The sequence below is a fragment of the Rhizobium giardinii bv. giardinii H152 genome (assembly GCF_000379605.1).
Taxonomy (GTDB): domain Bacteria; phylum Pseudomonadota; class Alphaproteobacteria; order Rhizobiales; family Rhizobiaceae; genus Pararhizobium; species Pararhizobium giardinii.
In genome coordinates this window covers 131,594-157,478 of sequence record NZ_KB902624.1, presented here as the reverse complement: position 1 = coordinate 157,478, position 25,885 = coordinate 131,594, and the positions used below count along the sequence as shown (strand labels likewise).

Annotated in this window: 18 protein-coding genes; 6 read left to right on the top strand and 12 right to left on the bottom strand. The window is 59.2% G+C overall.

The window, feature by feature from the left end; genetic code table 11:
* Positions 1 to 4: 4 nt before the first annotated feature.
* Together A3AY_RS0111580 and A3AY_RS0111575 are read left to right on the top strand one after the other, a co-directional pair.
* Entirely contained in the window at positions 5 to 1,069 is a 1,065-nt protein-coding gene (locus A3AY_RS0111580; RefSeq protein ID WP_026203351.1) for an ABC transporter ATP-binding protein, read from the top strand.
* A 53-nt stretch (positions 1,070 to 1,122) separates the two neighbouring features.
* Positions 1,123 to 1,986 (top strand): glycerophosphodiester phosphodiesterase, encoded by an 864-nt coding sequence (locus A3AY_RS0111575; RefSeq protein ID WP_018325844.1) that lies wholly within the window; start codon positions 1,123 to 1,125, stop codon positions 1,984 to 1,986.
* 128 nt (positions 1,987 to 2,114) lie between these two features.
* Here the strand turns inward: A3AY_RS0111575 and A3AY_RS0111570 are convergent, their stop codons facing one another.
* The 6 genes from A3AY_RS0111570 to A3AY_RS0111535 form a co-directional block, all read right to left on the bottom strand.
* Positions 2,115 to 3,308 carry an amino acid aminotransferase gene (locus tag A3AY_RS0111570; protein WP_018325843.1) on the bottom strand — a complete coding sequence of 398 codons (1,194 nt, stop codon included), beginning with the start codon at positions 3,306 to 3,308 and terminating at the stop codon, positions 2,115 to 2,117.
* A gap of 433 nt (positions 3,309 to 3,741) precedes the next feature.
* Positions 3,742 to 5,475 (bottom strand): SulP family inorganic anion transporter, encoded by a 1,734-nt coding sequence (locus A3AY_RS0111565; RefSeq protein ID WP_018325842.1) that lies wholly within the window; start codon positions 5,473 to 5,475, stop codon positions 3,742 to 3,744.
* Between the two features lie 148 nt (positions 5,476 to 5,623).
* On the bottom strand, positions 5,624 to 6,271 hold the full coding sequence (locus A3AY_RS0111560; protein ID WP_040668535.1) for a VIT1/CCC1 transporter family protein: 648 nt from the start codon (positions 6,269 to 6,271) through the stop codon (positions 5,624 to 5,626).
* A gap of 53 nt (positions 6,272 to 6,324) precedes the next feature.
* A complete protein-coding gene (gene cax, locus A3AY_RS0111555; protein WP_018325840.1) occupies positions 6,325 to 7,410 on the bottom strand; it encodes a calcium/proton exchanger in 1,086 nt (361 codons plus the stop codon).
* A 229-nt stretch (positions 7,411 to 7,639) separates the two neighbouring features.
* A complete protein-coding gene (locus A3AY_RS39115) occupies positions 7,640 to 8,047 on the bottom strand; it encodes a potassium channel family protein (protein ID WP_018325838.1) in 408 nt (135 codons plus the stop codon).
* A 263-nt stretch (positions 8,048 to 8,310) separates the two neighbouring features.
* Positions 8,311 to 8,658: a hypothetical protein gene (locus tag A3AY_RS0111535; protein WP_026203349.1), complete on the bottom strand. Its 348-nt coding sequence runs from the start codon at positions 8,656 to 8,658 to the stop codon at positions 8,311 to 8,313.
* Positions 8,659 to 9,037: 379 nt separating this feature from the next.
* Here A3AY_RS0111535 and A3AY_RS0111530 point away from each other — a divergent pair, with 379 nt between their 5' ends.
* The 3 genes from A3AY_RS0111530 to A3AY_RS0111520 all read left to right on the top strand — a co-directional run bounded on the left by A3AY_RS0111530 (position 9,038) and on the right by A3AY_RS0111520 (position 12,634).
* Positions 9,038 to 9,553: a CYTH domain-containing protein gene (locus A3AY_RS0111530; protein ID WP_018325835.1), complete on the top strand. Its 516-nt coding sequence runs from the start codon at positions 9,038 to 9,040 to the stop codon at positions 9,551 to 9,553.
* A 187-nt stretch (positions 9,554 to 9,740) separates the two neighbouring features.
* A complete protein-coding gene (locus tag A3AY_RS35080) occupies positions 9,741 to 11,444 on the top strand; it encodes a SulP family inorganic anion transporter (RefSeq protein ID WP_234913146.1) in 1,704 nt (567 codons plus the stop codon).
* A 104-nt stretch (positions 11,445 to 11,548) separates the two neighbouring features.
* Positions 11,549 to 12,634 carry an AI-2E family transporter gene (locus tag A3AY_RS0111520; protein WP_018325833.1) on the top strand — a complete coding sequence of 362 codons (1,086 nt, stop codon included), beginning with the start codon at positions 11,549 to 11,551 and terminating at the stop codon, positions 12,632 to 12,634.
* Positions 12,635 to 12,926: 292 nt separating this feature from the next.
* Here the strand turns inward: A3AY_RS0111520 and A3AY_RS0111515 are convergent, their stop codons facing one another.
* From A3AY_RS0111515 to A3AY_RS0111505, 3 genes are all read right to left on the bottom strand, one after another.
* Positions 12,927 to 13,877, bottom strand: coding sequence for a DUF2950 domain-containing protein (locus tag A3AY_RS0111515; protein WP_026203348.1), 951 nt, complete (start codon positions 13,875 to 13,877; stop codon positions 12,927 to 12,929).
* A 21-nt stretch (positions 13,878 to 13,898) separates the two neighbouring features.
* Positions 13,899 to 15,221 carry a DUF3300 domain-containing protein gene (locus A3AY_RS0111510; protein ID WP_420830269.1) on the bottom strand — a complete coding sequence of 441 codons (1,323 nt, stop codon included), beginning with the start codon at positions 15,219 to 15,221 and terminating at the stop codon, positions 13,899 to 13,901.
* A 359-nt stretch (positions 15,222 to 15,580) separates the two neighbouring features.
* A complete protein-coding gene (locus A3AY_RS0111505; protein ID WP_018325830.1) occupies positions 15,581 to 16,051 on the bottom strand; it encodes a hypothetical protein in 471 nt (156 codons plus the stop codon).
* A gap of 939 nt (positions 16,052 to 16,990) precedes the next feature.
* Here A3AY_RS0111505 and A3AY_RS0111500 point away from each other — a divergent pair.
* Positions 16,991 to 17,929, top strand: a complete 939-nt coding sequence (locus tag A3AY_RS0111500; protein WP_018325829.1) for a polyphosphate kinase 2 family protein — start codon at positions 16,991 to 16,993, stop codon at positions 17,927 to 17,929.
* A 115-nt stretch (positions 17,930 to 18,044) separates the two neighbouring features.
* Here A3AY_RS0111500 and A3AY_RS0111495 read toward each other — a convergent pair whose 3' ends face one another.
* The 3 genes from A3AY_RS0111495 to A3AY_RS0111485 all read right to left on the bottom strand — a co-directional run bounded on the left by A3AY_RS0111495 (position 18,045) and on the right by A3AY_RS0111485 (position 25,853).
* The gene (locus A3AY_RS0111495; protein WP_026203345.1) at positions 18,045 to 19,364 is read right to left on the bottom strand and encodes a glucoamylase family protein; all 1,320 of its coding nucleotides are present in this window, start codon (positions 19,362 to 19,364) and stop codon (positions 18,045 to 18,047) included.
* Positions 19,365 to 19,368: 4 nt separating this feature from the next.
* On the bottom strand, positions 19,369 to 23,259 hold the full coding sequence (locus A3AY_RS0111490) for a GH36-type glycosyl hydrolase domain-containing protein (RefSeq protein ID WP_018325827.1): 3,891 nt from the start codon (positions 23,257 to 23,259) through the stop codon (positions 19,369 to 19,371).
* A 131-nt stretch (positions 23,260 to 23,390) separates the two neighbouring features.
* Positions 23,391 to 25,853 carry a phosphoketolase family protein gene (locus tag A3AY_RS0111485; protein WP_018325826.1) on the bottom strand — a complete coding sequence of 821 codons (2,463 nt, stop codon included), beginning with the start codon at positions 25,851 to 25,853 and terminating at the stop codon, positions 23,391 to 23,393.
* Between the last annotated feature and the right edge of the window lie 32 nt (positions 25,854 to 25,885).

The following is a 25,885-nucleotide window of genomic DNA, read 5'->3' as shown; positions in this document are numbered from 1 at the left end:
GACAATGGCGAAGATCGAATTCCGCAACGTGGTGAAGCGTTTCGGCGCCGTCGAGGTCATCCCGGAAATGAACCTTGTCATTGAGGACGGCGAGTTCGTAGCACTTCTCGGCCCCTCCGGATGTGGCAAGTCGACGAGCCTGTTCATGCTTGCCGGCATCTACCTTCCGAGCGGCGGCGAGCTCCTCTTTGATGGCCATGTCGTCAACGAGGTCGAGACGCGCGACCGCAATGTCGGTATCGTCTTTCAATCCTATGCGCTCTACCCGCACATGAGCGTACGCGACAACATTCTGTTTCCGCTGCGCTTCAAGAAGACGCCGCGCGACGAAGCACTCGCCCGAGTGAAGGCCGCTGCAGACCTTGTCCGGGTCTTGGAACTACTGGACCGTCGCCCGAGCGAGCTTTCCGGCGGCCAACAGCAGCGCGTCGCCCTTGCGCGCGCCCTCGTGAAGGAGCCGCAGCTGCTGTTGCTGGACGAGCCGCTATCCAACCTCGACGCTTCGCTTCGCCTTTCGATGCGGACCGAGCTCAAATCGTTGCAGGCGCAGCTCGGCGTGACGACGGTTCTCGTTACGCACGACCAAATCGAGGCGACGACCATGGCTGACCGCATTATCTGCATGCGCGCCGGCGAGATCGAGCAGGTCGGGACACCGGACGACCTCTATCTCAGGCCCTCGAGCCTGTTCGTAGCGGGCTTCATCGGCTCGCCGCCCATCAACCTCCTTTCGGGCGAAGCCGAAGGCGGCACTGTTACAGTGAACGGCGCCAGATTTCCGGTCGAGGGCGCGTCGGGGTCGCTGACTATCGGGCTGAGGCCCGAACATCTCAGATTTGGCCATACTGGCTTCAGCGGTCGTATCGCACAGATTGAGCCGATGGGGCGCGAGATCCTCTATGTCGTCGAAACCGGCATGGGCGCCGTTCGTGTGCTTGAACAGGGTTCGTCCCCCGCGCATTCGACAGGCGAGCAGGTAAATATCGGTTTTCTTTCCGAGGATTCGCTTGTCTTCGACACGGCGCGAGAGAAGCTGATTGCGGGGGCGCATGTCCGCGCACCGACTTGACACGACCGAGCGACAGCAATCCCTTAACTCGTGGCGGAGAGGAGAGCGCGGCCGTGCTTAAGACAAGCAACCACACGTCGAGCCCTCCGGTGGCAGTCCAGGGACCCTGCGGCCCCGTCCGGCTCAAGTGGCACAAACTGCGAACGAACCTCTCCGAGGCGCCCTTCAAGCGTTCCAATCTCGCCCTCGGCTGGCAACTCGGCGCTAGCCTCGAGGTTGACATTCTCGCCACAGCCGATGGCCGCTTCGCGGTTCTCCACGATCCGACACTCGGTCCTTCGACGACTGGCCACGGCCGTGTTCCGCGCACGCCGATCGCCGCGATGAGGGGTTTGTTCCACCGGGACGCTGCGGGCACCCCCGACCCCGACGCGCCGGTCTTGTCGCTCGCCGACCTGATAGCCCCGCTGCGGACGCGGCGAAGGGCCCCATCAGCAAACCTTCAACTCGACCTCAAGCTGCTCGAGGGATACTCGCTTCCCGATTCAGCGATCGCCGATGCGGCAGCCGCGGTCGCCGGGCTGGAAGACGCCATCGTCGTCGGATCGCACCATCTGAATGATGCACGTCGTCTCGTCGCCGCCATTCCAGGAGCCCGGCTCGGCTATGACCCGATGCTGGCGGTGTCGCGCCAACCGGGTCTGCGCGATCCGGAGCAGTTGCTGCGTCATTTGGAGCGACGCGGAGCCGGGGTGAGCCTCGCCTACCTCCGGTTCGATGCCATCGTTGCGGCGGAAAAACAGGGCTTCCCCCTCGTTGCTCGCCTGCTCGATCTTGGCATCGAGACGGACGCCTGGACGGTCAATCCCGGCAGGGATATGAATGACGCGATCCTGCGGACACTGGTAGAGGCAAAGGTGCGCCAGATCACAACCGATGTTTCAAGCGCGATCTTCGGCCTGGTCCGTGCGCTTTGAGAAAGTCGCTGCTGTGGGCCGGCCGTGGAGTTAAAACCGTGCACAGTGTCAATCTCGTCCTGACTTACCCACGGGTCATCACCAAGTAGATAGATGCGTTCATTTTGGTCATCATTGTCCAAACGACATTAGCCTGCGGAGCGCGCGTCCAACAACGCACCTTCTGCGTGAAGTGCTTTTACAATGGCATCAGCGTCGGCTGGCTGCATACCGGCCAGGTTCATACGCCCGGAATCCGCCAGGTAAATCCCGTGTTTCAATCGCAGCGCCGCAGCCGTTTCCTTCGACATAGCCAAGTTCGAGAACAGACCACGCTGCGTGGCGATGAAAGCAAGATCTGGATGGGCGGCGGCAAGTTCTGCGCGATTGCCGTTCACGCGAGCGCACATTTCCTGGAGCTCCGTCTTCCAGATTCCAGTCAATTCTTTGCTCTCCAGAATGGCACGAACAATTGCCGCGCCGTGATCAGGAGGCATCGACCAATTGACACGGGCCAAAGAAGCCATGTTGGTGTCGGCAATGTACAGGTCCATGGAATTGCGGCTCGCAAGATAAAGCGCGCCGACGCGCTCGCGGTAGAGGCCGAAATTTTTGTCGCAGGAATAGGCAACCATAGCCTCGTCGACCGAGTCGAGAATGAACCGGGCGGGCTCTGCGTCTTGCTCCAATCCATCGCCAAGACCTTGGTAAGCGAGGTCGATGAAGGGGACGAGCTTCTGCTCGACCAGGAGCGCGGCGACCTGCTTCCATTGCTCGGCAGTAAAATCGATACCCGTAGGGTTATGGCAGCAGCCGTGAATAAGGACGACATCACCTGCAGTGGCCGATGACAGTGCCTCGACAACGCGAGCGAAGTCGATCTTCTGCGTCGCCAGATCGACGAAACTGTAGTCCTTGACGGCCAACCGAGCGGATCGAAAGATCGGCGCATGGTTCGGCCAACTCGGGGTTCCCAACCAGACCTGAGCATTTGGATTGGCAGCAGCAACCAGCTCGGCGCCGATCCGCAAGGCTCCACTTCCGCCAGGCGTCTGAATGCCGACGATACGATCGCCCAAGTTTGGTCCGGCGCCGAAAATAATCGGTTTGAGCAAACTCACGAAAGATAAATCGCCTTGCGGACCGAGGTAGCGTTTGCTGTCCTGCGTTTCAAGCAGATACGCTTCCGCCAGCTTCACGGCGCGCATGACCGGCGTCCGCCCGTGTTCGTCACGATAGACGCCGACGCCCAGGTCGACTTTGTACTCACGCGGGTCAGCGTGAAATGTATTGATAAGTGCCAGAAGGCTGTCGGCTGGTTGCTCTTTGAGTTTATCGAACATCTTGCACCTGTTGAGGATTCTGGTGTGACAATAGCCTTTTGGGGATGACGTTTCCTTGCATATTTTGCCTCTTTGGCGCGCGGTTATGCATGAAATTCGATATATGATGCTCTGATATGCAATAATTTGGCCTGCAATGTGCACCGCCGCGCAATGCTCGTGGAGGCTCGATCGCCTGCGGAACACATCGAAACGATGCTGCCGTCTTGCCCCCCGGGTCACTCACACATTCGCCAGCCCCTCCGGGCCCATGCAGACGAATCCAGCACGCAGTTGCACGCTTGAGGCAAAAATTTGGACAGATTCGCGGGTCCGCTTTCTTCCTGGCCTCCGGGCATTGATGCTGAAAGTATGCGGCGACCATCCTGCGTGAAACGGGGCGGTACAATCGTCATTTCTGCTTGCCCAGATCAACAAACCAGGGCGACTTGCGTCACGCCGGCTTCAGCCCGTCTTGCCCATTCGACCGGACCCCACGCTCGTTCGCATCGGAGTTTCTTTGATCGGGCGCGGGGACTTCGAGGTATCTGCTGATGCCAATGCGGGCGTTGGTGAACATGCGGTCAGTGCCGAGATGATCCGCGAGCCCGGACGATCGGATGTAGTTGAGGACGTCGGGGTTCAGGCCGGCGAGCCAGACCGTCACGCCCGCTTCCGCAAAGCGGCGTTCGCCCTCCATCATTACCAATAGCGCAGAATACTCGATGTCGAAGACCCGACTGAGGTCAAGCATCAGAACCCGAGGCTTGTACTGGGCTACGAGTTCCCGGACTCGATCTCCCACCTGCTCCGCATTGGCGAAGAACAGCCGGCCTTCGGGACGCAAGATTAGGAGGCCGTCAAACGTCTCGTCGTCCGGGTGCTCGGGAGACAGCGGGCGCAGCACGTCCTCGCCCCTCTTTCGGCCGATCACGTGGACCCGCGGGTTTGCCGCCTGGCTGGCAAGCCCCAGCAGCGACAGGATTATGGCCGCGACGATACCCTGAAGCGTGCCGAATACGAGCACGCCAAGGAAGGCCGCGAGCGCCCACCCAAACTCCATGGTGCGGACCTTGCGGATCGCCGCGAACTCGAGGGGCTGGATCAGGCCGATCGAGTAGACGATCACGATAGCGGCGAGCACCGCGTGCGGCAGGAGGCCAAGCGCCGGCGCCAGAACCAGCATCGTCGCAGCCGAGGCAGCCGCAGTAACCAGCGACGCCTTCTGCGTGCGACCGCCGACCGCGCGGACCACAGCCGTCTGCGAGGTCCCGCCGCCCGCCGGCATTGCTCCGAAGAGGGCGCCGGACAGATTGGCCGCGCCGGTAGCCAGAAGTTCGCGGTTGGACCGGATCGGCGGGTCTGACGGGAGGGCGAAAGCGCGGCCGGCGGCGATTGTCTCGGTGAAACTCATCAGCGCGATGCCGATCGCCCCGGGCAGCAACTGCATGACGAGGCCGAGGTCCAGCAGCGTGAGCGACGGCAGCGCCTGCGGAATATGGCCGACCGTCGCGACCCCTCCGGCGGAGAGTCCGACGAGCCAGGAGACAGCAATGCCGGCGCCAACCACCGCGAGCGGGGCCGGCGAATGGGGCCAAAGCCGCTCCATCGCCAGGAGCACGATGAGGGCCACTCCCCCGATCGCCAGGGTGAGCACCGACGATTCAGGAAGATGCTGCGCAACGCTCAGCACATCGCGAAAGAAACCATCCTTGGTGATGTGGATTCCGAATAGTTTCGGAACCTGATCGAGTACGATCACCAGCCCGATCCCGGCCTTGAAGCCTGTCAGCACCGGCGCGGAGATGAAGTTCGCGACGAAGCCGAGGCGCAGGACCGAAGCGGCGACCAGCAGAACGCCCGTCAGCGCGGTAAGCGTCGCGGTCGCGACGACGAGCCCGGAGGGGTTTCCGTCCGGAACGACCAGGGCGAGCTGCGCCGCGACGAGGATCGCCAGGGTCGTCGTCGAACTAACGCTGAGTACCCGCGATGTGCCCAGAATGGCATAGACGATCATCGGGATGAAGGCGGTATAGAGTCCTACGCTAACCGAAAGGCCCGCCACTGTCGCATATGCCATGGCCTTCGGAATGACAACGGCCGCCGCTGTCAGGCCCGCGATGACATCTGGGCGCAATCCCGTCTCGGTCTGGTCACTGGAGCGCGAGGCGTGTGCTGGCTGTGTCATCAAGTCCCCTCCATTGTTCTGCGCGCGGACGCGGGCTTTCGCGACGGGCGGCATGATGCCGTCAGCACCGTGAGAGCGCGCCCACCCTTCGCGTTGCCGCCAGGAAGTCGCGCTCCAGAAGCGCGGCCGGACGGGCGCCGGGAGCGGCTCATCCGCCCAGGGCAATCGCTACAGCGACAAGCATCATGCCGATCGTCACCATCAGAAATCCCGTGCGCCATGGCCTTCCCACTTGCCGGCCAAAGGTGAAACCGGTGAGGAACAGCATCACGACGGCGACGATGTTGGAAAGCCTGAGGGCGAGCGCCACGTCGGTGAGGAGGAAGGGCGCCACGACCGGGAAGACACACAGAAAGACGAGCAGGAAGACGCCGAGGGCGGCCAGATAGTCCTCCCGACCGAACCGGGATTCGAGGGTTTCGGGCGGTAGACCGCTGAGATGAACGCCGATGCGATCCAAGTCGGATGCAGTCAGTGCCGGCAGGACGGCAGGAGGGAGATGATCCGCGACGATCGCGCGCGCAGCCGCAGGGCTTTCGGCATCGCGGATCGCCTGTATGGTCGCGGCCGCCAACCGGTTTTCCCCGCGCACGGCCATCAAGTACAGGATGGCATCGATGATGGCCCAGGCGAGGTTGCAGCCCAGCGCGCCGAGCAGCATGGCCTGCACGTCGGCGCGGCCGACCCCGGTTGCAGCGAGAGACAACGTGAAGGTCAGGACCATGATCAGGCCGAACAGAACTTCGCTGGCGCGCGCCACCGGGTCGAGCACCCGTCGGGATGTGGCGGTCCGCACTGTCGCAATTTCGCGCCTCTTCGCGGCCGCCGGAGGTGGATCATCTTTTACGGTCATGGCGCTGGTGGAAGCAGGAAGAGGGTTAGCGCAAAGATCGCATAGACCATGAGGATCATTACGCCGACGAACCAGGCGGAGCGACCGCCGTTCGTCATCAGCGCAGCCGCCATGGTCGCGATCAGCATCATCACGATGGCGCCCGGCCAGAACTGCAGGCTCATCGGTTCCGGCCCGATGACATAGCTCAGGAGCACAAGGAGCGGCGCCACGAAGAGTGCAATTTGCGCGGCGCTGCCGAGCGCAATGCCGACACTGAGGTCGAGGCGGTTCTTGGAGGCCGCCGAGAAGGCGGTCGTCATCTCGGCGGCGGCGCCGACGATAGCGACGACAACGAAACCGACGAAGGCTGGCGACATTCCCAGTGTTCCGGCCGCGATCTGCACCGAGGACACGAACACCTCGCTTACGAGCGCGACGAGGACCGTCACCAGCGCGAGGGTGAACAAGGCGAATTTGATTGGCCAGGGCTCCTCATCCGCCTCACCATGGCCGGCACTTGCGAAGACCTCCTTGTGGGTCTTCAGGGAAAACACCAACGAGAGCCCATAGCCAACAATCAGCAGGCCCGCGAGCCCCAGGCTGAGGGGCTGGGTGACGGCTTGCCGTCCGTCCATCTGGGCAACGAATGAGGGCACGAGCAGAGCCACAGTTGCGAGGAAGAGCAGGCCGGACTGGACGCGGGCGGTTATGCGGTTGAATTCCTGCTCGTGGTACTTGAGACCACCGATCAGGAAGGACCCGCCGAGCATGAAAAGAGTGTTGGTGACAATAGCGCCGGCGATCGAGGCTTTCACTAAAAGGTATTGGCCGGCCTGAAGGGCCGCCAGCGCGATGACGAGCTCGGTAAGGTTTCCGAGTGTGGCGTTCAGCAGGCCACCGACCGCATCCCCGGTCCGCGCCGCCACCGACTCCGTCGCCCGGCTGAGCAGCGCCGCCAGGGGGACGATTGCCAATACCGAGAGCAGGAACAGCAACGTATGCCGGTCGGGCCAGAGGCGCTCGCCCGCGAGAACGACGGGAACGAACACCAGCAGCCAGAGCAACGGGGACGTTCGCATCTCGTTCAGGGCACGATCCATTGCACGCCACTCCGTTCCCCAGCCGGTCGGGGACGCAAAAGGACCTCGAACCGGGCAACTAGAAGTCTCTGTTCTGAAGCGGTCGGAGCCCCTGAAATTTCAAACAGGCCATCTCCTCGAACGGGAGTTTTGCGTGGCGTTCCAAGGCCCTGACTTGCCGACGAGAAAAGACCCTATCACAAAAGAGCGGGTCCGTCTTGATTGGCACGAGTTCTGCTCCGTCCATCTGTCAGTCTTGATCCGGTGGTTTGGCTCGCAGCGTGGCCTGGGCCAGGGCTGTCACCGCCGCCACGAATATCCCGATCCCCGAAAAGATGTAGCCTATCGTGAAGATCTTCCCGATCGCGGTCTGGGGCGCGATGTCGCCGTAGCCGACGGTGGCGATCGTTACGACCGAAAAGTAGACCGCATCGAGCCACGACCATCCCTCGACCGTCCGATAGAAGACCGTCGCGACCACGATCAGCGTGACGACGAGCTGAGTGCCGCCTTGCACCTCAGGTTGACCGAACGCGTGGCGCATGCCTCGAAACAGGCGGCGCAGGTTGTCGAAGGGACGCAAGATGAGCTCCTGGGTGTTTGCCACGAGGAAAGGCTCGACTGCTGGCAGTGAAGCCCAGTACTGCAGAGAGATCAAGCCCCTTCCTGGCGGTGGCAGAGAACAGATATCAAGATCGACACGCGCGATGGGCCCAAGTCGCATTTGTAAGCCACGCCCGGGCCTCCGGTTTCGCGCGCCAAGCGGCAGACGAGACTTCGTCTCGACCGACAATCCCCGCACAGGAATGTTTTTGCTGTGCGCGAGGGAAGGCTGTCGTCAAGCATGGTGGCGAACTCACCCGCCTGGCGGCTCGACGGGAGCACCGGCCGGTCGCGCTGGCGCAAGAGCGGGCCCACCATTTATGTGCACCCCCTGCTATAGAAGAATTTCTCCACCGCTTCGAGAGCCTGCTGGGAGTACTCGGCCGGGTTCAGATCGCCAATCAGATCGGGAAGAGCAATATCTGCGTTTGCCTGGTCGATATACTCCTGGAGAAGAACGCAGCCCTTGTCGTCACGAACGAGGCGTAACGCGATAGCCTCCGCAAAGCCGGTGCAGTACCCTTGCTGCGATGGATCCTTTGCATTTCGACACATGGCTTGAAGTTGGGCGAAGGTCGGCTCTTCGGCGCGTGCAGAAAAAATCTGACCTGAAAGCAGCGAAACAACGGAAAGAAGAGCTGTCGCTGAAAGTATCCGCTTGCGCATGATGATCCCCCAGAAGCGTGGTTGACTCAAAGCCGACTTTCCCAGGTTTCTGCCTCGAACTTATAGAACTGGGAGTTTAGTTCGGCGATTGCCTAAAACAAAAGTTGGTACTAATATTTGTTTCGCAGTTTCGGTGTAGTCCCAACCGGACTTCAGATTTGCCCGTCCACATCGGCATCACGTTCCCGTCGCTTTGGTACGCCCAGTTCGTTTACAATTCCGCTTTCTTGCAGGGGTGAGGTATACCGAAGTCACAAGTGGTAGATTCCGACCAATATAGCCAAATTTCAAGGGCTTGGACAGCGCGTCCTAAAGAGGATTCCGTCAACTATCGCGGTCGGAGTTCGTCGTCGGTTCGCGCAACTGTTAGAGGGACAAAATGGCCGCGGAGATAGAGCGAAAATACCTCGTGTCAAACGACAGTTGGCGCAAGCACGCCTCCCAAGGCGCCGCATTCAGCCAAGCCTATCTCACCGCGAACAAGAAGCGGACGGTGCGCACCAGGACGATCGATATGGCGCGCGCCGTGCTTACGGTCAAATTCCGAACGAGTTCGTTGAGGCGAGAGGAGTTCGAATACGATATTCCCTATGTCGATGCCCTGGAAATGCTCGCCTACGCCACCGCCCTGGTTGAGAAAACCCGCTACAAGGTGCGCTACCTCGGCTATGATTGGGATATCGACGTCTATAACGGCGCCAACGAAGGGCTCGTTCTCGCGGAAATCGAACTTGGCAACGAGGCCGACCAACCTCCCCGCCCGCCGTGGCTCGGTCCGGAAGTGACCGGAATTTCGGCATATTCCAATCGAACACTCGCGGTGCCTCCGCACCCCGACGAACTGCTCCGGTCAGCACGGGCCAAGCAAGGCAATCTGGCAGGACGCGTGTTGTAGCCAATGCAAATCAAGTCCGCAGAATTCGGCCGACACCACTTCGCATTGTTGATTTCTGTCACACTCAACAACCGTACGGTTTTTTGGAGCAGGTGGACGACCCACGGCGTGACGGAGTGGAAATGAAAGCCCTTGGTAGCTCCTGCAGAACGTGCCGATCCTTCTAACCCAGGAGATGTTCGACGCCATGCCAGCCCTTTCCATCATATCCAGCCTCAAAGGGTATCGGGCCGAATGGCTTCGGTATGACCTGACGTCAGGGCTGGCTATCGCGGCGGTGGGGTTGCCCAGTGCGATCGCCTATCCAGCCCTGGCTGGGTTGCCGCCGGAAGTCGGCATATATGCGAGCATCATGTCGGTTCTGGGTTACGCGCTTCTTGGCTCCTCGCGGCAACTCATCGTGGGTCCGGACGCTGGCACGGTAACGGTGCTTGCTGCGGTCCTGGTTTCTTTCGGTCTCACATCGACTGCCGAAAACGTGATGGCTTCGGCGGCCTTAGCCGCGATCGTCGGCCTCCTGTGCTTTCTTGCAAGTTTCCTTCGGCTCGGCTTTATCGCGGACCTCCTGTCGCGTCCGATCCTGACGGGCTTTATGACAGGCATCTCGCTGTCGATCCTCGTCGGGCAGATCGGCCGACTGACCGGCGTCAAGATCGAGAGTGACGGGCTGATTGGGCCGCTTGTCGAAATCGTTTATAAATTGGACCTGATCCACTGGCCTTCCCTTGCTCTGGGCGTTGGACTCTTCGTCCTTCTGCGGCTTTTGAGCGCATGGCGTCCGTCCATTCCCGGACCGCTTGTTGCCGTGGCACTCGCAATCGCCCTATCATACGCGTTTGATTTTAAGGCACTGGGGATAGGCGTGGTTGGCGGGGTTCCGTCCCGGCTTCCGTGGCCAACGATACCGGCTCCGCGCGGTGTCGCCATTGATGACCTCCTTTTGGGCGCGGGGGCAGTGCTGATCATGAGCTTCGGCGCTGGCATCGTGACCGCGCGCAGCTTTGGCGCCAAAAACAGATATCCGGTTGACGCAAATCGCGAACTCCTCGGGTTCGGTGCGGCCAACCTGGCTTCGGGATTGTGCGGCGGCTTCGCTGTGACCGCCTCGGATTCCCGTACTGCAATCAACGATCTCATGGGCGGAAAGACCCAGTTGGCGGCCGTCTTCTCGGCTGTCGCCCTGGCACTCACAGTCCTTTTCCTTACCGATGCGCTGGCCATCCTGCCCACCCCCGCACTGGGGGCCGTCCTGGCATCGGCAGCTATAGGCTTGATCGACCTGCGAACCCTGAGGGACTTATGGCATATCAGCCGGATCGAGTTCTCTTTTGCGCTTATGAGCATGGCGGGAGCGCTTGGTCTCGGGGTACTGAAGGGAGTGATCGTCGCCGTGGTTGCAACACTTTTCTATCTCGTGATGCAGGGAATGAGGCCGCGCGACGCATTGCTGGGTTGCATTCCAGGACGCGACGGGTTCTACAAGCTTCATCGCTATGCGCAGGCGATGCCAGTTCCGGGGCTGGTGATCTACCTTCTCCAGGGCAGCCTGCTGTTCCTCAATGCTGATTACGTCAAGAGCCGGATTGAGGATATCTTTGCAAAGTTGGGGCCGGATACCAAAGGGTTCATCTTCGACGCAGGGGCGGCCGCCCAGATCGACAGCACCGCGGCCGTCATGCTTGATGAGATACGGGCATTGGCGGAGAAGCGGGGCATGAAATTCGCGATCGTGGAACTGCATAGTGAACCGCTGGACGTGCTGGAACGTTCTGGCGTTCTTGCCAAAATAGGCTCCGCCATGATTTTCGAGGATATGGAGGAGGCTGTGACGGCGCTGTTGGCAAATACTGACTCACACAGCCCTTCCTCAGTCGGAGCAGAATCCCGGTGAGCGCCGGCGAGGGCCCCGTGAAGGACTTTCCGCCAGTGACAGGTCCGCTTCCAGCGGCCGCTGCATGGAGAGATCGCTTTAACTTCTGATCCGGAGGTGCTGTCATGCAGGAAATGCGCAGCAGGAGTGGCGGGCAACAGCAGGTCATCGAGACAGCGCTGGCATTGTTGCTTGTTTCCGCGCTGCTGGCGGCAACCTTCTGGGTATTGCTGCCATTTGTCGGTGTCGTAACCTACGCGGTGATTCTCGCCACGGCGACGGCAGCGCCGTACGATAGGATGGTTGTTCTTCTCGGCGGAAGGCGTCGTCTGGCTGCCTTCAGCTTCGGCGCTATCGCTGCGGCCATCACGATCGTGCCGCTTATTTATCTCTGCTCTGCCGTTGTCAGCCATGTCGATGTTGCCGACGCATGGCTGAGAGAGGCCAGTGCTCGCAGGATCCCCGATCTACCGGGGTGGATTTCAAGTCTCCCGCTGCTCGGACCAAAGGTGACGCAGATATGGCAGGAATTTCAGGGTGGCGGACTGGCCTTGTTGCAACGATTCGAACCCCAGCTCGCCGCCGCGGGACGCTGGCTTCTCAATCTCAGCGCAGGTCTTATGATTGCGGTCCTCGAAATATTCGCAGGGATCATCGTAGCCGCGATGATCCACGCGTCGCGCGCGCGGGTAGTCGGCTTCGTGTCTGCCATTGCCGAACGTATAGTTGGCCCGAGAGGACTGGTCCTGCTCAATGCCGGGGGGAAAGCCATCAGGGGCGTTGCGATCGGCGTGATCGGAACAGCTCTGCTTGAAGGGGTGCTTTCCTGGATCGGCTTTGCCGTGGCTGGTGTTCCCGGTGCGATTGTCCTGGCGGCCGTTACGTTTTTCCTGGCCGTTATCCAGATCGGCCCGCTTCTGGTCTGGCTGCCGGTGGCAATCTGGCTTGGTTCCCAAGGCCAGACGGGATGGACAATCTTTACTGTCGTATGGGGCATTTTCGTTCTTATGGCGGCGGACAATGTGGTCAAACCGATGCTGATAGCGCGCAGCGGCGAGCTGCCGCTGCTGGTACTATTCGTCGGAGTGATCGGTGGGCTGGCGGCCTGGGGCTTTACCGGCATGTTTATCGGCGCGACGACGCTGGCCGTCCTTTGGACCGTGCTGCAGACGTGGATCAGAACCAATGGTGAAGTGCACCCGATCGGTTGAACCTTCGTAGCATTCACTTGAACGTCGCAGGGCTTTGGCCGATCTCCAGCGACGCGCGTCAGACATGACGATCAATGGACTCTGTAGCTATTTGAAATTGCTCGATATTTTCCTTGAATCGATTTTGATTTTTAAGAACTTATGCGGCGCCAAATGCAGTCTTGTCGACAAGCCCGGACAAGCGCAATGTCCGCGTCGTCAACGCCAAGCGCTTGGCGTCAGCGAAAACAACATATCCCTTTGCAGCGTTTCCTGCCGCCGCACCCAGCGACGGCTCTCAACTCAAGCCGAGCTAATCCGTTGCCACAGTCCACTTGTCGTCCGGGTCGAAGCGGTCGATGAAGGGCACGATCGCCTCGGTGCTCGGACCAAGGTCCCGTTCGTAGACGATGCCCTGCTGATTGACGACGAATGTCTTGACACCGGTCTCGGCATATTTGACCGGCCAGGCAATCAGCGCGAATCCTGCGATCATGTTGCCGTTGATGACATAGTCGTATCTGCCCCCGGCAATGTTGTCGCCCTGCGAGGTCAATATGCGGAATCGGTAACCGAAATAGCCCTCCCCGGCCTTAGCCTCCTCCAAGGCGGCCTCGCTGATCGCGTCGCCGACCGGACTTTCGCCGTCGCCCTGGTCCGCCGGCCAGTAGAGGCCGTCGGTCTGGGCAGGGCTACTGATTAGCTTTTGGGCAAACTCGAAGACGCCATCCGCGTCCCGATCCGTGGCGGCATATTCCTTCTGTGCCTCTACATAAGCGCGTGCCGTCTCAATCGCCTCGATCTCATTCTCACCGACACGGCGATTGACGATCTCTTCCAGTCCTACATAGGTGTCGAACGCCCATTTGCCGTCCTCGCCTTTGGTGAGCGGAAAAGGCAGGGGCCAGAGGCGGTCGCCGATCTCGATGATCTTGCTTCCTTCGAGATCGCGCACGACAACGTTGCGGGACGCCCCCTCACGGATGAGCGCAAATGTTTCCATCGCCCCCTCGCTTGCCTTGAGCTTCATGGCGTCCAGACCCAAAAGCCGGGCCAGGCCATCGAAGTCATTGGCGGCAAGCGCCGACTTGAAGGCCTCCACCGCCTTCGAGGGATCGTCGAACGCGGGAGAGTCTTCCGCCGCGGCATAGGCATCGATGCTCGCCGGAGCCGGTGCCTGCGCCAGAGCGTCAGGAAGCGGTGCAACGGAGAGTATGAACGACACCGCCGATCCCATGAGAAGAGTGTGAATAAGCTTGGTCATCATCGTGCTCCCGTCGCCCCCTCAGCGCCTACCGCCGCGCCCGCCACCACCACGCCCGCCGCCACCGCGGGCCATCGGCCGGCTGCCCCCGCCGCGGCTTACATGGCTGCGCCCGCCGCCGCGATGGCCGCCGCCCATACTGTGGCCACCACGTTTCGACGATGCCACTTCCCGCCGCCCGGAGTTGACGTTGCCGAGGCCGGACGGTTTTCTCGAGCGGTTCTGCGCCTTGGATGCCATTTTCTTCTTGCCGGCTGGTCGATTGACGTTGGGCTTTTTGCCCTTGGAACGGTTGACATTCGACTTCGACACGTTGGGTTTCGCCTTCGCCGCCGTTCTCCCATCGCCGGCGCGCGCGGTTGGCCGAGGCTGGGCCTTCAGTCCTTCGAGCGTGCTCTTGCGTACGTCCTTGATCTGGCCGCCAGCGGCGCGCGCCTGCGGTCGATCGCGATTGATGGCGGCAGCGCGGTTGCGGATACTGTTGTCGCCCTTCGCCTTGATGTTATTCTTGATGTTCGTGCGGTCGAATTTCTGCAACTGGTCTCGGTCTAGATTGAGCTTGCTCCGGTCGACATTTTTCCAATCGATGTCGTTCCACTTCATCTTGCCGTCGAAGTCGACGTTGTTGAAGCACTTGTTGCAATCGACATCGATGTCGCCGTCCCAATCGCCACCCCAGACACCCCAGTCGTCCCAGTCGACGATGGCGCCGAAGATCGCGCCGCTGACGGCGCCGGCGAAGAAGGCCGCTCCGGGATAATAATAGGAGGGATAGGGCTCATCGTAATATCCGATCGGCGCCGGCACATAGTCCGGTTCGTAGAGCATCTCCGGCGGATATTGAGGAACATAGATCGTTTCAGGGTTCGCCGGCTGGATGATGATGTTGTCACCCTCTTCGACCACCTTCATCTTGTCGTCCGACTTGATGATGTCCTTGGCGAGCGCCTCGTCGCGCAATTGCTGGATTGCGATCAGCACGTCCTTTTGCTGATTGGTGATCGCTTGACCGAAGCTCTGCGTCCAATCGAGATCCTCGCTCATCATTTTGACGATTTCCGGGTAGTTTAACAGCGAGATCACGCTGCCGTCCCAGCTTTCCTTGGGCTTGAGATCGGGCTTTTTCGAGCGCGCTTCGAGAAACCGCGCCGCCTCGACGATTTGCAAGGGATAGAGCGAGGCGGCCGAGACCAGCGCCACCAGTTCGTCTGGATAAAGCGCGATGCGGGAAACCAGAACCTCCAACTCGTCCTCGGTGAGCGGCTCGGGCGCGGCAAGCTCTTGTGTGGGCGGGACTAAAGCTGCCTTTTCCTGAGCTAGCGCTACGCCGCTCGTTGCAAGCATCGCTAGAATGATCACCGCGGCGCGGCAGACCAAAACGATCCGCTCTATAACCATTTTCTTTCCCCCAAGGTGAACCAATTCGGCACAGGTAGGCTCTCATGGCTACAAGACGCCAGTCTCGAACAGGGCGGGCGACGGTCGCCGGCCCGTTGTCCTGCCGCAAACCACGGCTTGTGCTTGTTGGCCTTTGCGGCCGCGAAGTTCCTCACAGTTCCTGTAGTGCAGGGTGGCGAGGCCACGGAGAATGCAGTGATCACCGCCTGATTTTGTGGAACATGCCCCATCATTCGAATCCCTCCCGGGTGTCGGCAACTTCCCTTTCCACCGGCAGTCGACGCCAGTCCGTTGCCTTTAAGCACTCAAGCGTCGTCTGGGGCCCAGTTCAGGAAGAAACCCACGTCACCTGGCACGCCACCAGGGAAGTTGATGATCATCGCTTTCATCTTGTAGCCTTGAGGCTTACCGAATGTCTGGTATCGTTCGAAGAACTCCTTTGCCTTGCCTTGAAGGGTCTGGGGCCAGTCCTTGTCGCCGCTGTTGATAGCTCGACCGCTGTCGGTGCACAGGTCCGAAGGAAAACTGTAGACCATCGCTTCGAACTTGCCGTCCTTCACGGCATTTGCAACCAGCCGGCGGACAACCGCGATTTCCTCTTCACTCACATGCTTTTCCAGGAAGTCCCCAGCAAAATCAGCATGTTTCTTCTCATCCAGCGCCTTGAGCTTTCGCTCCTTCTCCATTTCCTCCATCTCCCGCTGGAGAACCTGCATTCGCAAGTCTTTGGCACTTGGAGGCGCTACATTCGGATCTAAGTCTTTTTTGTCGTGCATCTTGTTGCTCCACTATCAAGTCTAGAAGATCAAGAAATATGGTGGGATCGCGTTCGGGTTGTGTAGTTTCGGTATTTTACGAGGGGACCGCCACCGACGGCGATATTCAACCCTCCGATTCAGCGCATCTTGCTCGTAATCAGATCTTGATTTGATTCCGCATCAAGCGAGCCCTCCCGCGCTCTCGAAATGCTTCACTTTTATTGTATTTACGAACACGATCGGAGGACGTCGCGATGCCGAACTTCGTGTGCGTGGCGATTGGCCCGCAAGACCTTTGGAAGAAGACTGGCGGTGGCCGACGTGAAAGCCACCGCGCCCGCACAATGGATAAGAGACCTTCTTATGATGGGCGTTTGCATCGCATCTCTTCTCATGATCATACGAAAGCGGATTGAAGCATGCTCCCAAGGCGATTGTATTGCAAGAATAAACGCCCAACTCGACGACGAGGGATCCGGACTCGTAACAGCCACCAGATCACGGCGGCAGTGAGACCGATTGCGGGCAGCGTCGCGCGATACTACCTTTGACTGAAGTCCTGTCACGTTCGTGGATTTTGGCGCCAATTATGATAGAATAAATAGCCTCTCGGAAAGAACGGAGAATTGGCGTTTGGAGACGAAGTACAATGCTTCTCGCGAGGGACATTGTAGTTTCACAGCCAAGCTAAATCCGAGAACTCAGTGTCAGCTCAAGACGTGCATCTATCTTAAACCCCAGCCTCTCGCTCCATCCGCGTGAAATTGGTGCGCGGTGTTGGTTGAGCAAGCCCGTTCGACGCGTCCGATCGGCTGGGTAAATTCCCAACGGGGATTTCGCACGTTTTTCGCGCCACTAACGGTTCGAACTATTGAGCGTAGTAAATTTTAGCAGAGCAGAAATCACTCCGTACGAACTGAACAATACAAGCCTTGGCTCAACAAAGGGGAAAACCAAATGAAACTCGACGTGGACTTTGACAAGAAGCGCAAATTCCCGGTCGGCGAAAGCGGTCAGGTGAAATTTCGGTTTCGGGATATTGCGGTTGAACCCGGAAGTTCTGTGTCGCTCAAGAAGGACTTCGACCCGAACTTTACGGGCGGCTATGATGACAAGTCCGGGGCGCTGGAGCAGGTGGCCTCGAATGTCCAGCGATTGTCGGAGATGCAGCAAATACTCTACGCTCAGGATACCTATGCGATCCTTATTATCTTTCAAGCGATGGATGCCGCGGGAAAGGATGGGGCGATACGGCACGTAATGTCAGGCATCAACCCGCAAGGCTGCCATGTCACAAGCTTCAAGTCGCCATCGGCGGAAGATCTCGATCACGATTATCTCTGGCGGGCCTCCAAGGCTTTGCCTGGGCGTGGGATGATCGGCATATTCAACCGGTCTTATTACGAGGAAGTCCTAGCTGTCAGGGTGCACCCCGAATTCCTTGCCAAACAAAAGTTGCCTCCAGAAACCCGAAAAGGGAGTATCTGGCAGGGCCGCTTCAAGGAAATCAACAACTTCGAAAAGTATCTCTGGCATAACGGGACGATCGTTTTGAAGTTCTTTCTCAACATTTCAAAAGACGAGCAAAAGAAGCGGTTTCTCTCGCGGATCGACGAGCCCGACAAGAATTGGAAATTTTCCACGGCGGACTACGAGGAGCGGAAATACTGGGACGATTATCAGAAAGCCTTCGAGGATATGCTGGAGAACACGAGCACCGAGTGGGCTCCGTGGTTTGTTATTCCGGCAGACAACAAATGGTTTGCCCGTCTTGCCATATCCGTGGTGGTATCTTCCGCCCTCGAACGCCTTGATCTGAGCATGCCGGTCGTCGATGATAAACAGAGGCAGCGACTGGAAGGAATCCGGGACCAGCTTTTGGCAGAGCAGGACTGACCACATAGAGCGGGAGGTGGTTGGCCTCCTCGTCAGGTTCGATTTTCGAGGACCGCTCGAGGACCGATGATGTGCGGGATTTGTCGCAATCTACTCACCGTGAGCCTCGGCTGTTCTACAGCCAACCTCCCGCGAAGCCAGCTCGACGCAGCCCGGTCACGATTGGCTTGCACCGGCGCACGATATTCCAGAGCAGGCCAGTCCGGTAGTTTTCGATCATCAGTACGACCGGGCCCTGGTCTATGCCGAAATGATAGGGGCTGACCCACCATCCCGTATCGCTGTCTTCCATCGCGTATGTTTGGTTGAATGATGGCTTGAACCCGTAAAGACGCGTCATTCCCAAATGCATTTTCGCAAAGGCCCTGACCGTCGGAATGACGATCTCCGGCGCAAAAGGCAAAGAAGCCACGACGACCCATGGCGACACAGTGCCGTCGTCCGGTCCGAAGGGCGCGCCGCGGGCGATATAGTCGAAGTATTCCCTTTCGACGCCACCGATCGTCTTCTTGAACCAGCCTGGTCCGTCGCTTGCGGTGAATCCCCAGCAGTGTTCACCATAGCCGGCAAAGTTCATCGGATTGCGAATGGCATATTCCTGCTGCACGTAGGTCGCATGCCGGCTGTTCCGGAAGTAGTCGCTGTCGTGGTCGCGCATGAATTCGTCGCGGATACCGTGGAAATCGATCCACATATGCGAGAGCTGGTGGGTAAAGAGCGGTCCCGAGTAGAGCAGTTCGCGCCCGTAGATGTTTCTCCATTCGTAGCTTTCGGTATAGGCGGAATAAGCCTCGGGCGGCAGTGGGTGGGTCGGCGACCCCAGCCCGAGAATGTAAAGTAGCAGGCCCTCGTCGTATCCGCGCCAGCGATAGGGGATGAACCCGCTTTCTGGGCGCCATCCGTGGGTCAGAGTAAGTCCGTGATCGCAGGCCCAGTTCCAGTCCGCCCGTTCGTAGAGCGCAGTAGCAAGCTGGCGTATTTCGACCTCATCGGCAGTCTCGCCGTCAAAATAGGTAGCAACGGTCAATGCTCCGGCGAACAGGAAAGCTGAATCGATGGTGGACAATTCGCACTGCCAGACCCGACGTCCCGTCTCCACATCGAGGAAATGATAGAAGAAGCCCTTGTACCCCGACGCGTCAGGTTCCGGCCCCTGGGGGCATCCCAGCAGAAATTCCAGTCGCTTTCGGGCGATCTTGGCTGCAAACTTGCGGATTACGATGCCGCGCTCCACGATGACCGGAATCGTTGCCAGCGCCATCCCGCATGCGGCGATACTCGCCGGAGCATCGAGCTCAGTCTTATCGCGAACAAGCCCATTGTCGGGATTGGTGCAATGAAGATAATACAGCAGCGTGGTGAACTGCAGCCGGCCGAGGTCCTCTTCGGTCGGCATCCGATGCAGCTCAGGGTCTGTCGAAAGCATTTGAGGCATATGTCTATCCAAGGATTACGCGCACGTCGTGAAAACGGCCGTCACTAGTGAGTTGCACCTTGTGATCGGTAAGCGGTTGGTCATCCAGGAAAACCGAACGTACTCCTCCGCAGACGCCGGCCTTGTTGTCCACGTGGATGCGGTATGTGGCCGACCCATGCCGGTAGTTCACCTGATACTCCGGCCAATATGTCGGAACGCATGGGTCAATCGAGAGAAGCTGGTCTTGTCTGCGAAAACCAAGGATGGCCTCTAGCGCCACACGATACAACCAGGAGGCCGACCCCGTATACCACGTCCAGCCACCGCGTCCGGTATGTGGCGGCGCGCCGTAGACGTCGGCGCTGACAACGTAAGGCTCGACCATGTAATGCTGCGCGTCCTGCATCGTCGAAGCGTGATTGATCGGATTGATCAAGCTCCAAAGCTGCAAGGCCCGGTCGCCGTCGCCTTGAAGCGCAGTGGCCAGCACAACCCAGGCTGCCGCATGGGTGTACTGACCGCCATTTTCCCGTATGCCAGGAACATAGCCCTTGATGTAGCCGGGCTGCAGCGACCCCTTGTCGAATGGTGGGTCGAACAACTGGATCAGCTTATCCTGCCGGCGCACAAGCCGTTGGTAGACCGCGCTCATCGCCTTCGACGCGCGCTCCTTATCGGCCGCGCCGGAGATGACCGCCCAAGCCTGAGGGAGGGCATCAATCTGGCATTCGTCGTTCGACGACGATCCAAGAGGCGCGCCATCGTCAAAATAGGCTCGGCGATACCAGGCGCCGTCCCAGGCATGTGTTTCCAATGCAGCGCGCAGACCTTCAGCTCGTTCGAGGCACGACGTTGCGCATCTGAGGTCCCCACGCAAAGACGCGATCGTCGCGAATGATTTCAGTACAGTGAGAAAGAACCAGCCGTTCCAGACACTTTCGCCTCTACCTTGTGCCCCGACCTTATTCATACCATCGTTCCAGTCGCCCGTTCCCATGAGCGGCAGGCCGTGCCGCCCGAGCCGGAAGCCATGCTCCAGCGCACGGATGCAGTGTTCGTAGATGGTACCGGTCTGCTTGCTGACGTCCGGCTTACCGAAATCCTCTTCCTGGCCCTCTTTCAGGATCGGTGATGTGATGAAAGGCACGTGCTCATCGAGCAGGCCGGTATCGCCGGTGGTCGAAACATAGTGGTGAACCACGAAAGGCAGGAAATAGAGGTCGTCGGTCATGCGCGTGCGCACCCCGACACCCGATGGAGGATGCCACCAATGCTGTACGTCTCCCTCGGTGAACTGGCGCGCGGCGGCTCCCAGAATATGCGAGCGTGTTTCACTCGGCGCACTGTGGACCAATGCCATCACATCCTGCAGCTGGTCCCTGAAGCCGAAGGCGCCACCGGACTGATAGAAGCCAGAGCGCGCCCAGACGCGACAAGACAGGACCTGATACAACAGCCAGCGGTTCATCATCAGATCGAAGGCGGTGTCGGGCGTCTTGACCTCGATTGCCCCCAGGATACCATTCCACTGGTGAGAGACGATGGCAAGGCTGTCTCGCGCGCGTCTTGGCTCGGCATATTTCCGCACGAGGGCGCGAAGCTCGTCGTGGCTATCGGCCTGCCCCAGAACGAAAACGACCTCTGCGCTTTCACCTGGCGCCAGGCGAATTTCCACCATCAGCGCCGCGCAAGGATCACCCAGCGAACCAAAGCATCCTGCCAAGTCAGATTTTCCCATACCCGCAGGCTGCGATACGGAACCATAGGCCCCCAGAAACTCTGAGCGATCACAGGTTGCCGAGCGCGCAATCTGGTTTGCCGCGGCAAATGCCAGTTTTCCGGCAAAATCATCCGCCCAGGCGCGCTTCGCAACGACCGCTCCCGATTGAAGATCACGTTCGCAGACGACCTGCATCGTCGCGTCTTCACGCTGTATCCCGAGGACCCACTCGGCAAAATACGTCGCCGTCAAATGGCGTGCTCGCGCTCCGTCGTTGCGAAGAGCAAGGCGCATGATCTTAACCGGATCCGTCGAGGAAACATGCACCGTTAATTCCTGGTGCAGGGATCGGCTGTCGCTTTCGTATCGGCTGTAGCCCTGCCCATGTCGAACGGTTACGACCGCCCCTTGTCCCAGTGGCAGGGGGGTGGGTGACCAAAGTTCTCCAGTTTCCTCGTCCCGCAGGTAGACGATCTCGCCGGGCGGATCCGAGACTGGATCATTCGACCAGGGCGTCAGCCTGTTTAGCTGGCTGTTGCCGGCCCAGGTATAGCCCAGGCCGCCATCGCTCGTCAGGCACCCGAATGCAGGATTGGCAATCACGTTACACCAGGGCGTCGGCGTCAGCGATGCCGCGCCATCCACCACGATGATATATTCGCGGCCGTCCGTGCTGAATCCCCCGAAACCGTTCCAATACAGCAAATCCGTGTCGGTCTCGGCGGGGCGCTTCGTGGCCGTCTCGCAGGAACTAATTGCCATTCGAGAGGAGAATGATGCGTCGTCTTGTCGTGTTTTGAGCTGGTTCGCCAACGAGCCTCGACTGTTCGAAAAAACGGTGTATGCCGCAAAGGTGATCGCATCGATGTCATCGTTTGGAACTCCGACTGCCGATAGCAGTTGGATTCCTCCCGGCTTACCGACCAACGCGGCTTGCGGGCCTGCGTTCAGCTTCTTTGCCAATCGCTTGGCATCGTTGCCGTCACGCTCGTCGAGCAGGACGAGGTCGAAACGCAACCCTCGGTGGGAGATGAACGCGTGGGCCCGTATCACGTCGCGAACGAGCGACTTGTCCCCGATTGCTTCGATGCGCGCCAGCACGATCGGAAGGTCGCCGGAAATTCCGTGAAGCCAAAGAGCGTCTCTGCTGGGAGGTTTCTTTCCGAGTGCGGATGCGTCCCGATGCCCCGGATCAATGAACACGATACTTCCGGCCAATCGGTTGAACAGTGCAACGTCCCGCGAGGTCAGGTTCGAATCCTCAAGTTCCTTGCGGTAGCCTTCCGCGGCGTCGGAAAACGCTTTGTCGGCCCCCTCGAGACTTGAGTATCGCCTCGCGATCGCCTGTGCCATCGCTTCGCTGTCAGCCGCGCCCGTAGCAAATGCGACCCGTTCCATTGCGCCGGGATCAAGGTGGATGGCGGTTCGCAGGCAGAAGACGGGGTCGAGAACGGGGCCAGCCGTCCCGGAGAGGCCCGCTGCACCGCCCAATGCCAAAGGGTTGGTAATCGTGCGGCCCCGGCCGAGGAACTTGAGCCGATCGGTTTCATATTCGACCAACTGACCACCCGGCGCACTCGACGAGACATGAACTGCCCAGACAGGCTGCTCTTCAGCGCTGCGCGGTCGGCGTCTCGCAAATAAGGCACCAGTCCTATGATCAAACTGCGTTTCCACAAAAAGGTTGGCAAAGGCCGGGTGTGCCCTGTCCGCCCGGCGGTTGTTCAGACAGACTTCGGCATAGCTGGTCAGCTGTAGGCTTCTCGCGGTGGTGCCATGATTGGATATCTTGAGTATCCGCACTTCCGCGTCGATATCGGGCGCGACACATGCTACCCAGGACACTTCTACGCCGTCGGCCAGACAGCGGAATTCGGCCCGATCTCCGTAAAAGACGCTCTCGTAGATATTGTCAGGTCGATAGAGGGGTTGCTTGCCGATGGACCAAATTTTGTTCTGCGCCCGATCTTCGATGTAAAAGAACTGTCCCCAGCAATCGCGCGTAGAATCCTGCCGCCAGCGGGTAATGTCCAGCTCTCGCCACGACCCATAGCCAGCCCCGGCCGCAGTAAGCATGACGTTATAGCGACCGTTCGAAAGCAAGGCTATGGCAGGGCTCGGAGCCATTGCGTCCGCAAGCCCACCGTGTTGCCCGGTGTCATGCGCGCCATAATCACTGACCGAACCCACCATCACGCGCTTCTCTTTCGAAGATGCGCTGGCCCTCCACTATGGCGACTGCTTGCGGCCTAGCTTAGCCTCAATCGCCGACATGAAAAATTTGGACCGCGCGATTTCCTTCCAACTCCTGTTACGCTTTTCTCTTAGATATTGTCCCCTTCAGTAGAGGTTTTCCGGGCCACTCCTGCAGCGGCTTTTAGACCCCACTTCCACCCGATTATCTCAGGCATGTCATCGCCGTACTTCTCGATGTACTTGCGATGCTCGATCAACTTCGAATGAATTGCCTGCTTGAAGTAGGCGGCGCGGGCGCCGAGTTGCGGCAACCGGTCAATGACATCCTCGACAAGGTGGAAGCGGTCAAGCTCGTTGAGAACCACCATGTCGAAGGGCGTGGTTGTGGTGCCTTCTTCCTTATAGCCGCGAACATGAAGGTTACCGTGGTTCGCCCGGCGATATGTGAGCCGATGGATGAGCCATGGATAACCATGGAAGGCAAAGATGATCGGCTTATCTTTGGTGAACAGAGCGTCGAAATCGAGGTCTGTCAGTCCATGGGGATGCTCTTCCGCAGGCTGGAGCTTCATCAGGTTGACGATGTTGATGACCCGTACTTTAAGTTCCGGCAAGTGTTCGCGGATCAACTGAACCGCAGCCAGCGTCTCCAGGGTCGGAACATCACCACAACACGCCATGACGACATCGGGTTCGCAACCCTTGTCATTGCTCGCCCATTCCCAGATGCCGAGACCTTCGCTGCAGTGCTTGACCGCCTCGTCCATGGTCAGCCATTGCGGGGCGGGCTGCTTGCCTGCGATGACCACATTGACGTAATTTCGACTGCGCAGGCAGTGATCCGTCACTGACAGCAGGGTGTTGGCATCCGGCGGCAAGTATACGCGGATCACGTCCGCCTTCTTATTGACGACATGATCGATGAAGCCCGGGTCCTGATGACTGAAGCCATTGTGATCCTGCCGCCAAACGTGTGAGCTAAGGAAGTAGTTCAGCGAGGCGACGGGTCTCCGCCACGGGATTTCATTGCATATTTTCAACCATTTGGCATGCTGATTAAACATCGAGTCGATGATGTGGATGAAGGCTTCGTAGCAGGAGAAGAAGCCATGGCGGCCCGTCAGGAGGTAGCCTTCCAGCCATCCCTGACATTGATGTTCACTGAGAACCTCCATGATGCGGCCGTCCGGCGAGAGATGGTCGTCATCCGGATAGATTTCCGCCATGTAGCAGCGATCGGTCACCTCCAGTACATCTTGCCAGCGGTTGGAGTTGTTCTCGTCCGGGCTGAACAGCCGGAAGTTCTTGCTCTCCAGATTCAACTTCATCACATCGCGCAGGAATTTGCCCATCATCCGCGCAGACTCCGCCGTTGTCGCTCCAGGGCTGGGGACCGAAACAGCATATTGTTCGTATTCGGGCAGCTTCAATTCACGCAACAGAAGGCCGCCGTTGGCGTGCGGATTGTCGCTCATTCGGCGACGGCCTGCAGGAGCCAATGCAGCCAGTTCGGAGTTGAACCGGCCTGCTTCGTCGAACAGCTCCTCGGGCCGGTAGCTTTTCATCCATTGCTCAAGAATGCGGATGTGTTCCAGCTTGTCCATCTCGCCCATCGGCACCTGATGCGAACGCCAGTAGTCTTCGCATTTCTTGCCGTCGATCACCTTGGGGCAGGTCCACCCCTTTGGCGTTCGAAAGACAATCATTGGCCATGCGGGGCGTTTCATATTGCCGTTCGTGCGCGCATCGGTCCAGATTTTCTGGATTTCGCCTATGACAGTGTCTAGCGTGCCGGCAAGTATCTGATGTACATCCTCCGGATCATCCCCTTCTACGAAATAGGGCTCGTAGCCCATGCCCTCGAAATACTTCCGCAGTTCGTCCTCGGGAATGCGGGCGAGGAAGCATGGATTGGCGATTTTGTAGCCGTTGAGGTGGAGGATCGGCAGCACGCAGCCGTCGCGGGCAGGATTCAGGAATTTGTTGCCGTGCCAGCCGGTCGCGAGTGGTCCGGTTTCAGCCTCGCCGTCGCCGACGACACAGGCGACGATAAGGTCGGGGTTGTCGAAGGCCGCCCCATAGGCGTGGCTCAAGGCATATCCGAGCTCGCCGCCCTCATGGAGGCTGCCCGGTGTTTCTGGGGCAACATGGCTCGGGATGCCGCCAGGAAAGCTGAACTGCTTGAAGAGCTTTTTCATGCCCTCCGTGTCCTGGCTGATGTTCGGATAGAACTCGCTGTAGGTGCCTTCCAGATAAGCGTGAGCAACCAGCGAAGGCCCACCGTGGCCGGGACCGATCACGTAGACCATATTGAGATCGTCGCGCTTGATAGCCCGATTCAGGTGAGCATACAGCATGTTCAGGCCAGGCGACGTTCCCCAGTGCCCCAGCAAACGCGGCTTTACATGCTCGCGTTTTAGGGGTTCCAGCAGCAGCGGATTGTCGAGCAGGTATATCTGGCCAACAGAGAGATAGTTGGAAGCCCGCCAGTAAGCATCGATCAGCCGCAATTCCTCCGCTGACAGCGGACTTGCTGATGGTGTCTCCTCTGCCGAACGTTGTTGGATCTTTGCCGTTTCAAGCGAAGCCATCGCAGCCTCCTATTGAAGTCCGTGTTACATCA

Excerpts from the sequence above, each read along its gene's own strand:
- A3AY_RS35080 (WP_234913146.1), top strand. The coding sequence starts at position 9,741 with ATGCCAGCCCTTTCCATCATATCCAGCCTCAAAGGGTATCGGGCCGAA.
- A3AY_RS0111535 (WP_026203349.1), bottom strand. The coding sequence starts at position 8,658 with ATGCGCAAGCGGATACTTTCAGCGACAGCTCTTCTTTCCGTTGTTTCG.
- A3AY_RS0111510 (WP_420830269.1), bottom strand. The coding sequence starts at position 15,221 with ATGCTTGCAACGAGCGGCGTAGCGCTAGCTCAGGAAAAGGCAGCTTTA.
- cax (WP_018325840.1), bottom strand. The coding sequence starts at position 7,410 with ATGGATCGTGCCCTGAACGAGATGCGAACGTCCCCGTTGCTCTGGCTG.
- A3AY_RS0111520 (WP_018325833.1), top strand. The coding sequence starts at position 11,549 with ATGCAGGAAATGCGCAGCAGGAGTGGCGGGCAACAGCAGGTCATCGAG.
- A3AY_RS0111495 (WP_026203345.1), bottom strand. The coding sequence starts at position 19,364 with ATGCCTCAAATGCTTTCGACAGACCCTGAGCTGCATCGGATGCCGACC.
- A3AY_RS0111500 (WP_018325829.1), top strand. The coding sequence starts at position 16,991 with ATGAAACTCGACGTGGACTTTGACAAGAAGCGCAAATTCCCGGTCGGC.
- A3AY_RS0111490 (WP_018325827.1), bottom strand. The coding sequence starts at position 23,259 with ATGGTGGGTTCGGTCAGTGATTATGGCGCGCATGACACCGGGCAACAC.
- A3AY_RS0111530 (WP_018325835.1), top strand. The coding sequence starts at position 9,038 with ATGGCCGCGGAGATAGAGCGAAAATACCTCGTGTCAAACGACAGTTGG.
- A3AY_RS0111570 (WP_018325843.1), bottom strand. The coding sequence starts at position 3,308 with ATGTTCGATAAACTCAAAGAGCAACCAGCCGACAGCCTTCTGGCACTT.
- A3AY_RS0111565 (WP_018325842.1), bottom strand. The coding sequence starts at position 5,475 with ATGACACAGCCAGCACACGCCTCGCGCTCCAGTGACCAGACCGAGACG.
- A3AY_RS0111485 (WP_018325826.1), bottom strand. The coding sequence starts at position 25,853 with ATGGCTTCGCTTGAAACGGCAAAGATCCAACAACGTTCGGCAGAGGAG.
- A3AY_RS0111580 (WP_026203351.1), top strand. The coding sequence starts at position 5 with ATGGCGAAGATCGAATTCCGCAACGTGGTGAAGCGTTTCGGCGCCGTC.
- A3AY_RS0111505 (WP_018325830.1), bottom strand. The coding sequence starts at position 16,051 with ATGCACGACAAAAAAGACTTAGATCCGAATGTAGCGCCTCCAAGTGCC.
- A3AY_RS0111515 (WP_026203348.1), bottom strand. The coding sequence starts at position 13,877 with ATGACCAAGCTTATTCACACTCTTCTCATGGGATCGGCGGTGTCGTTC.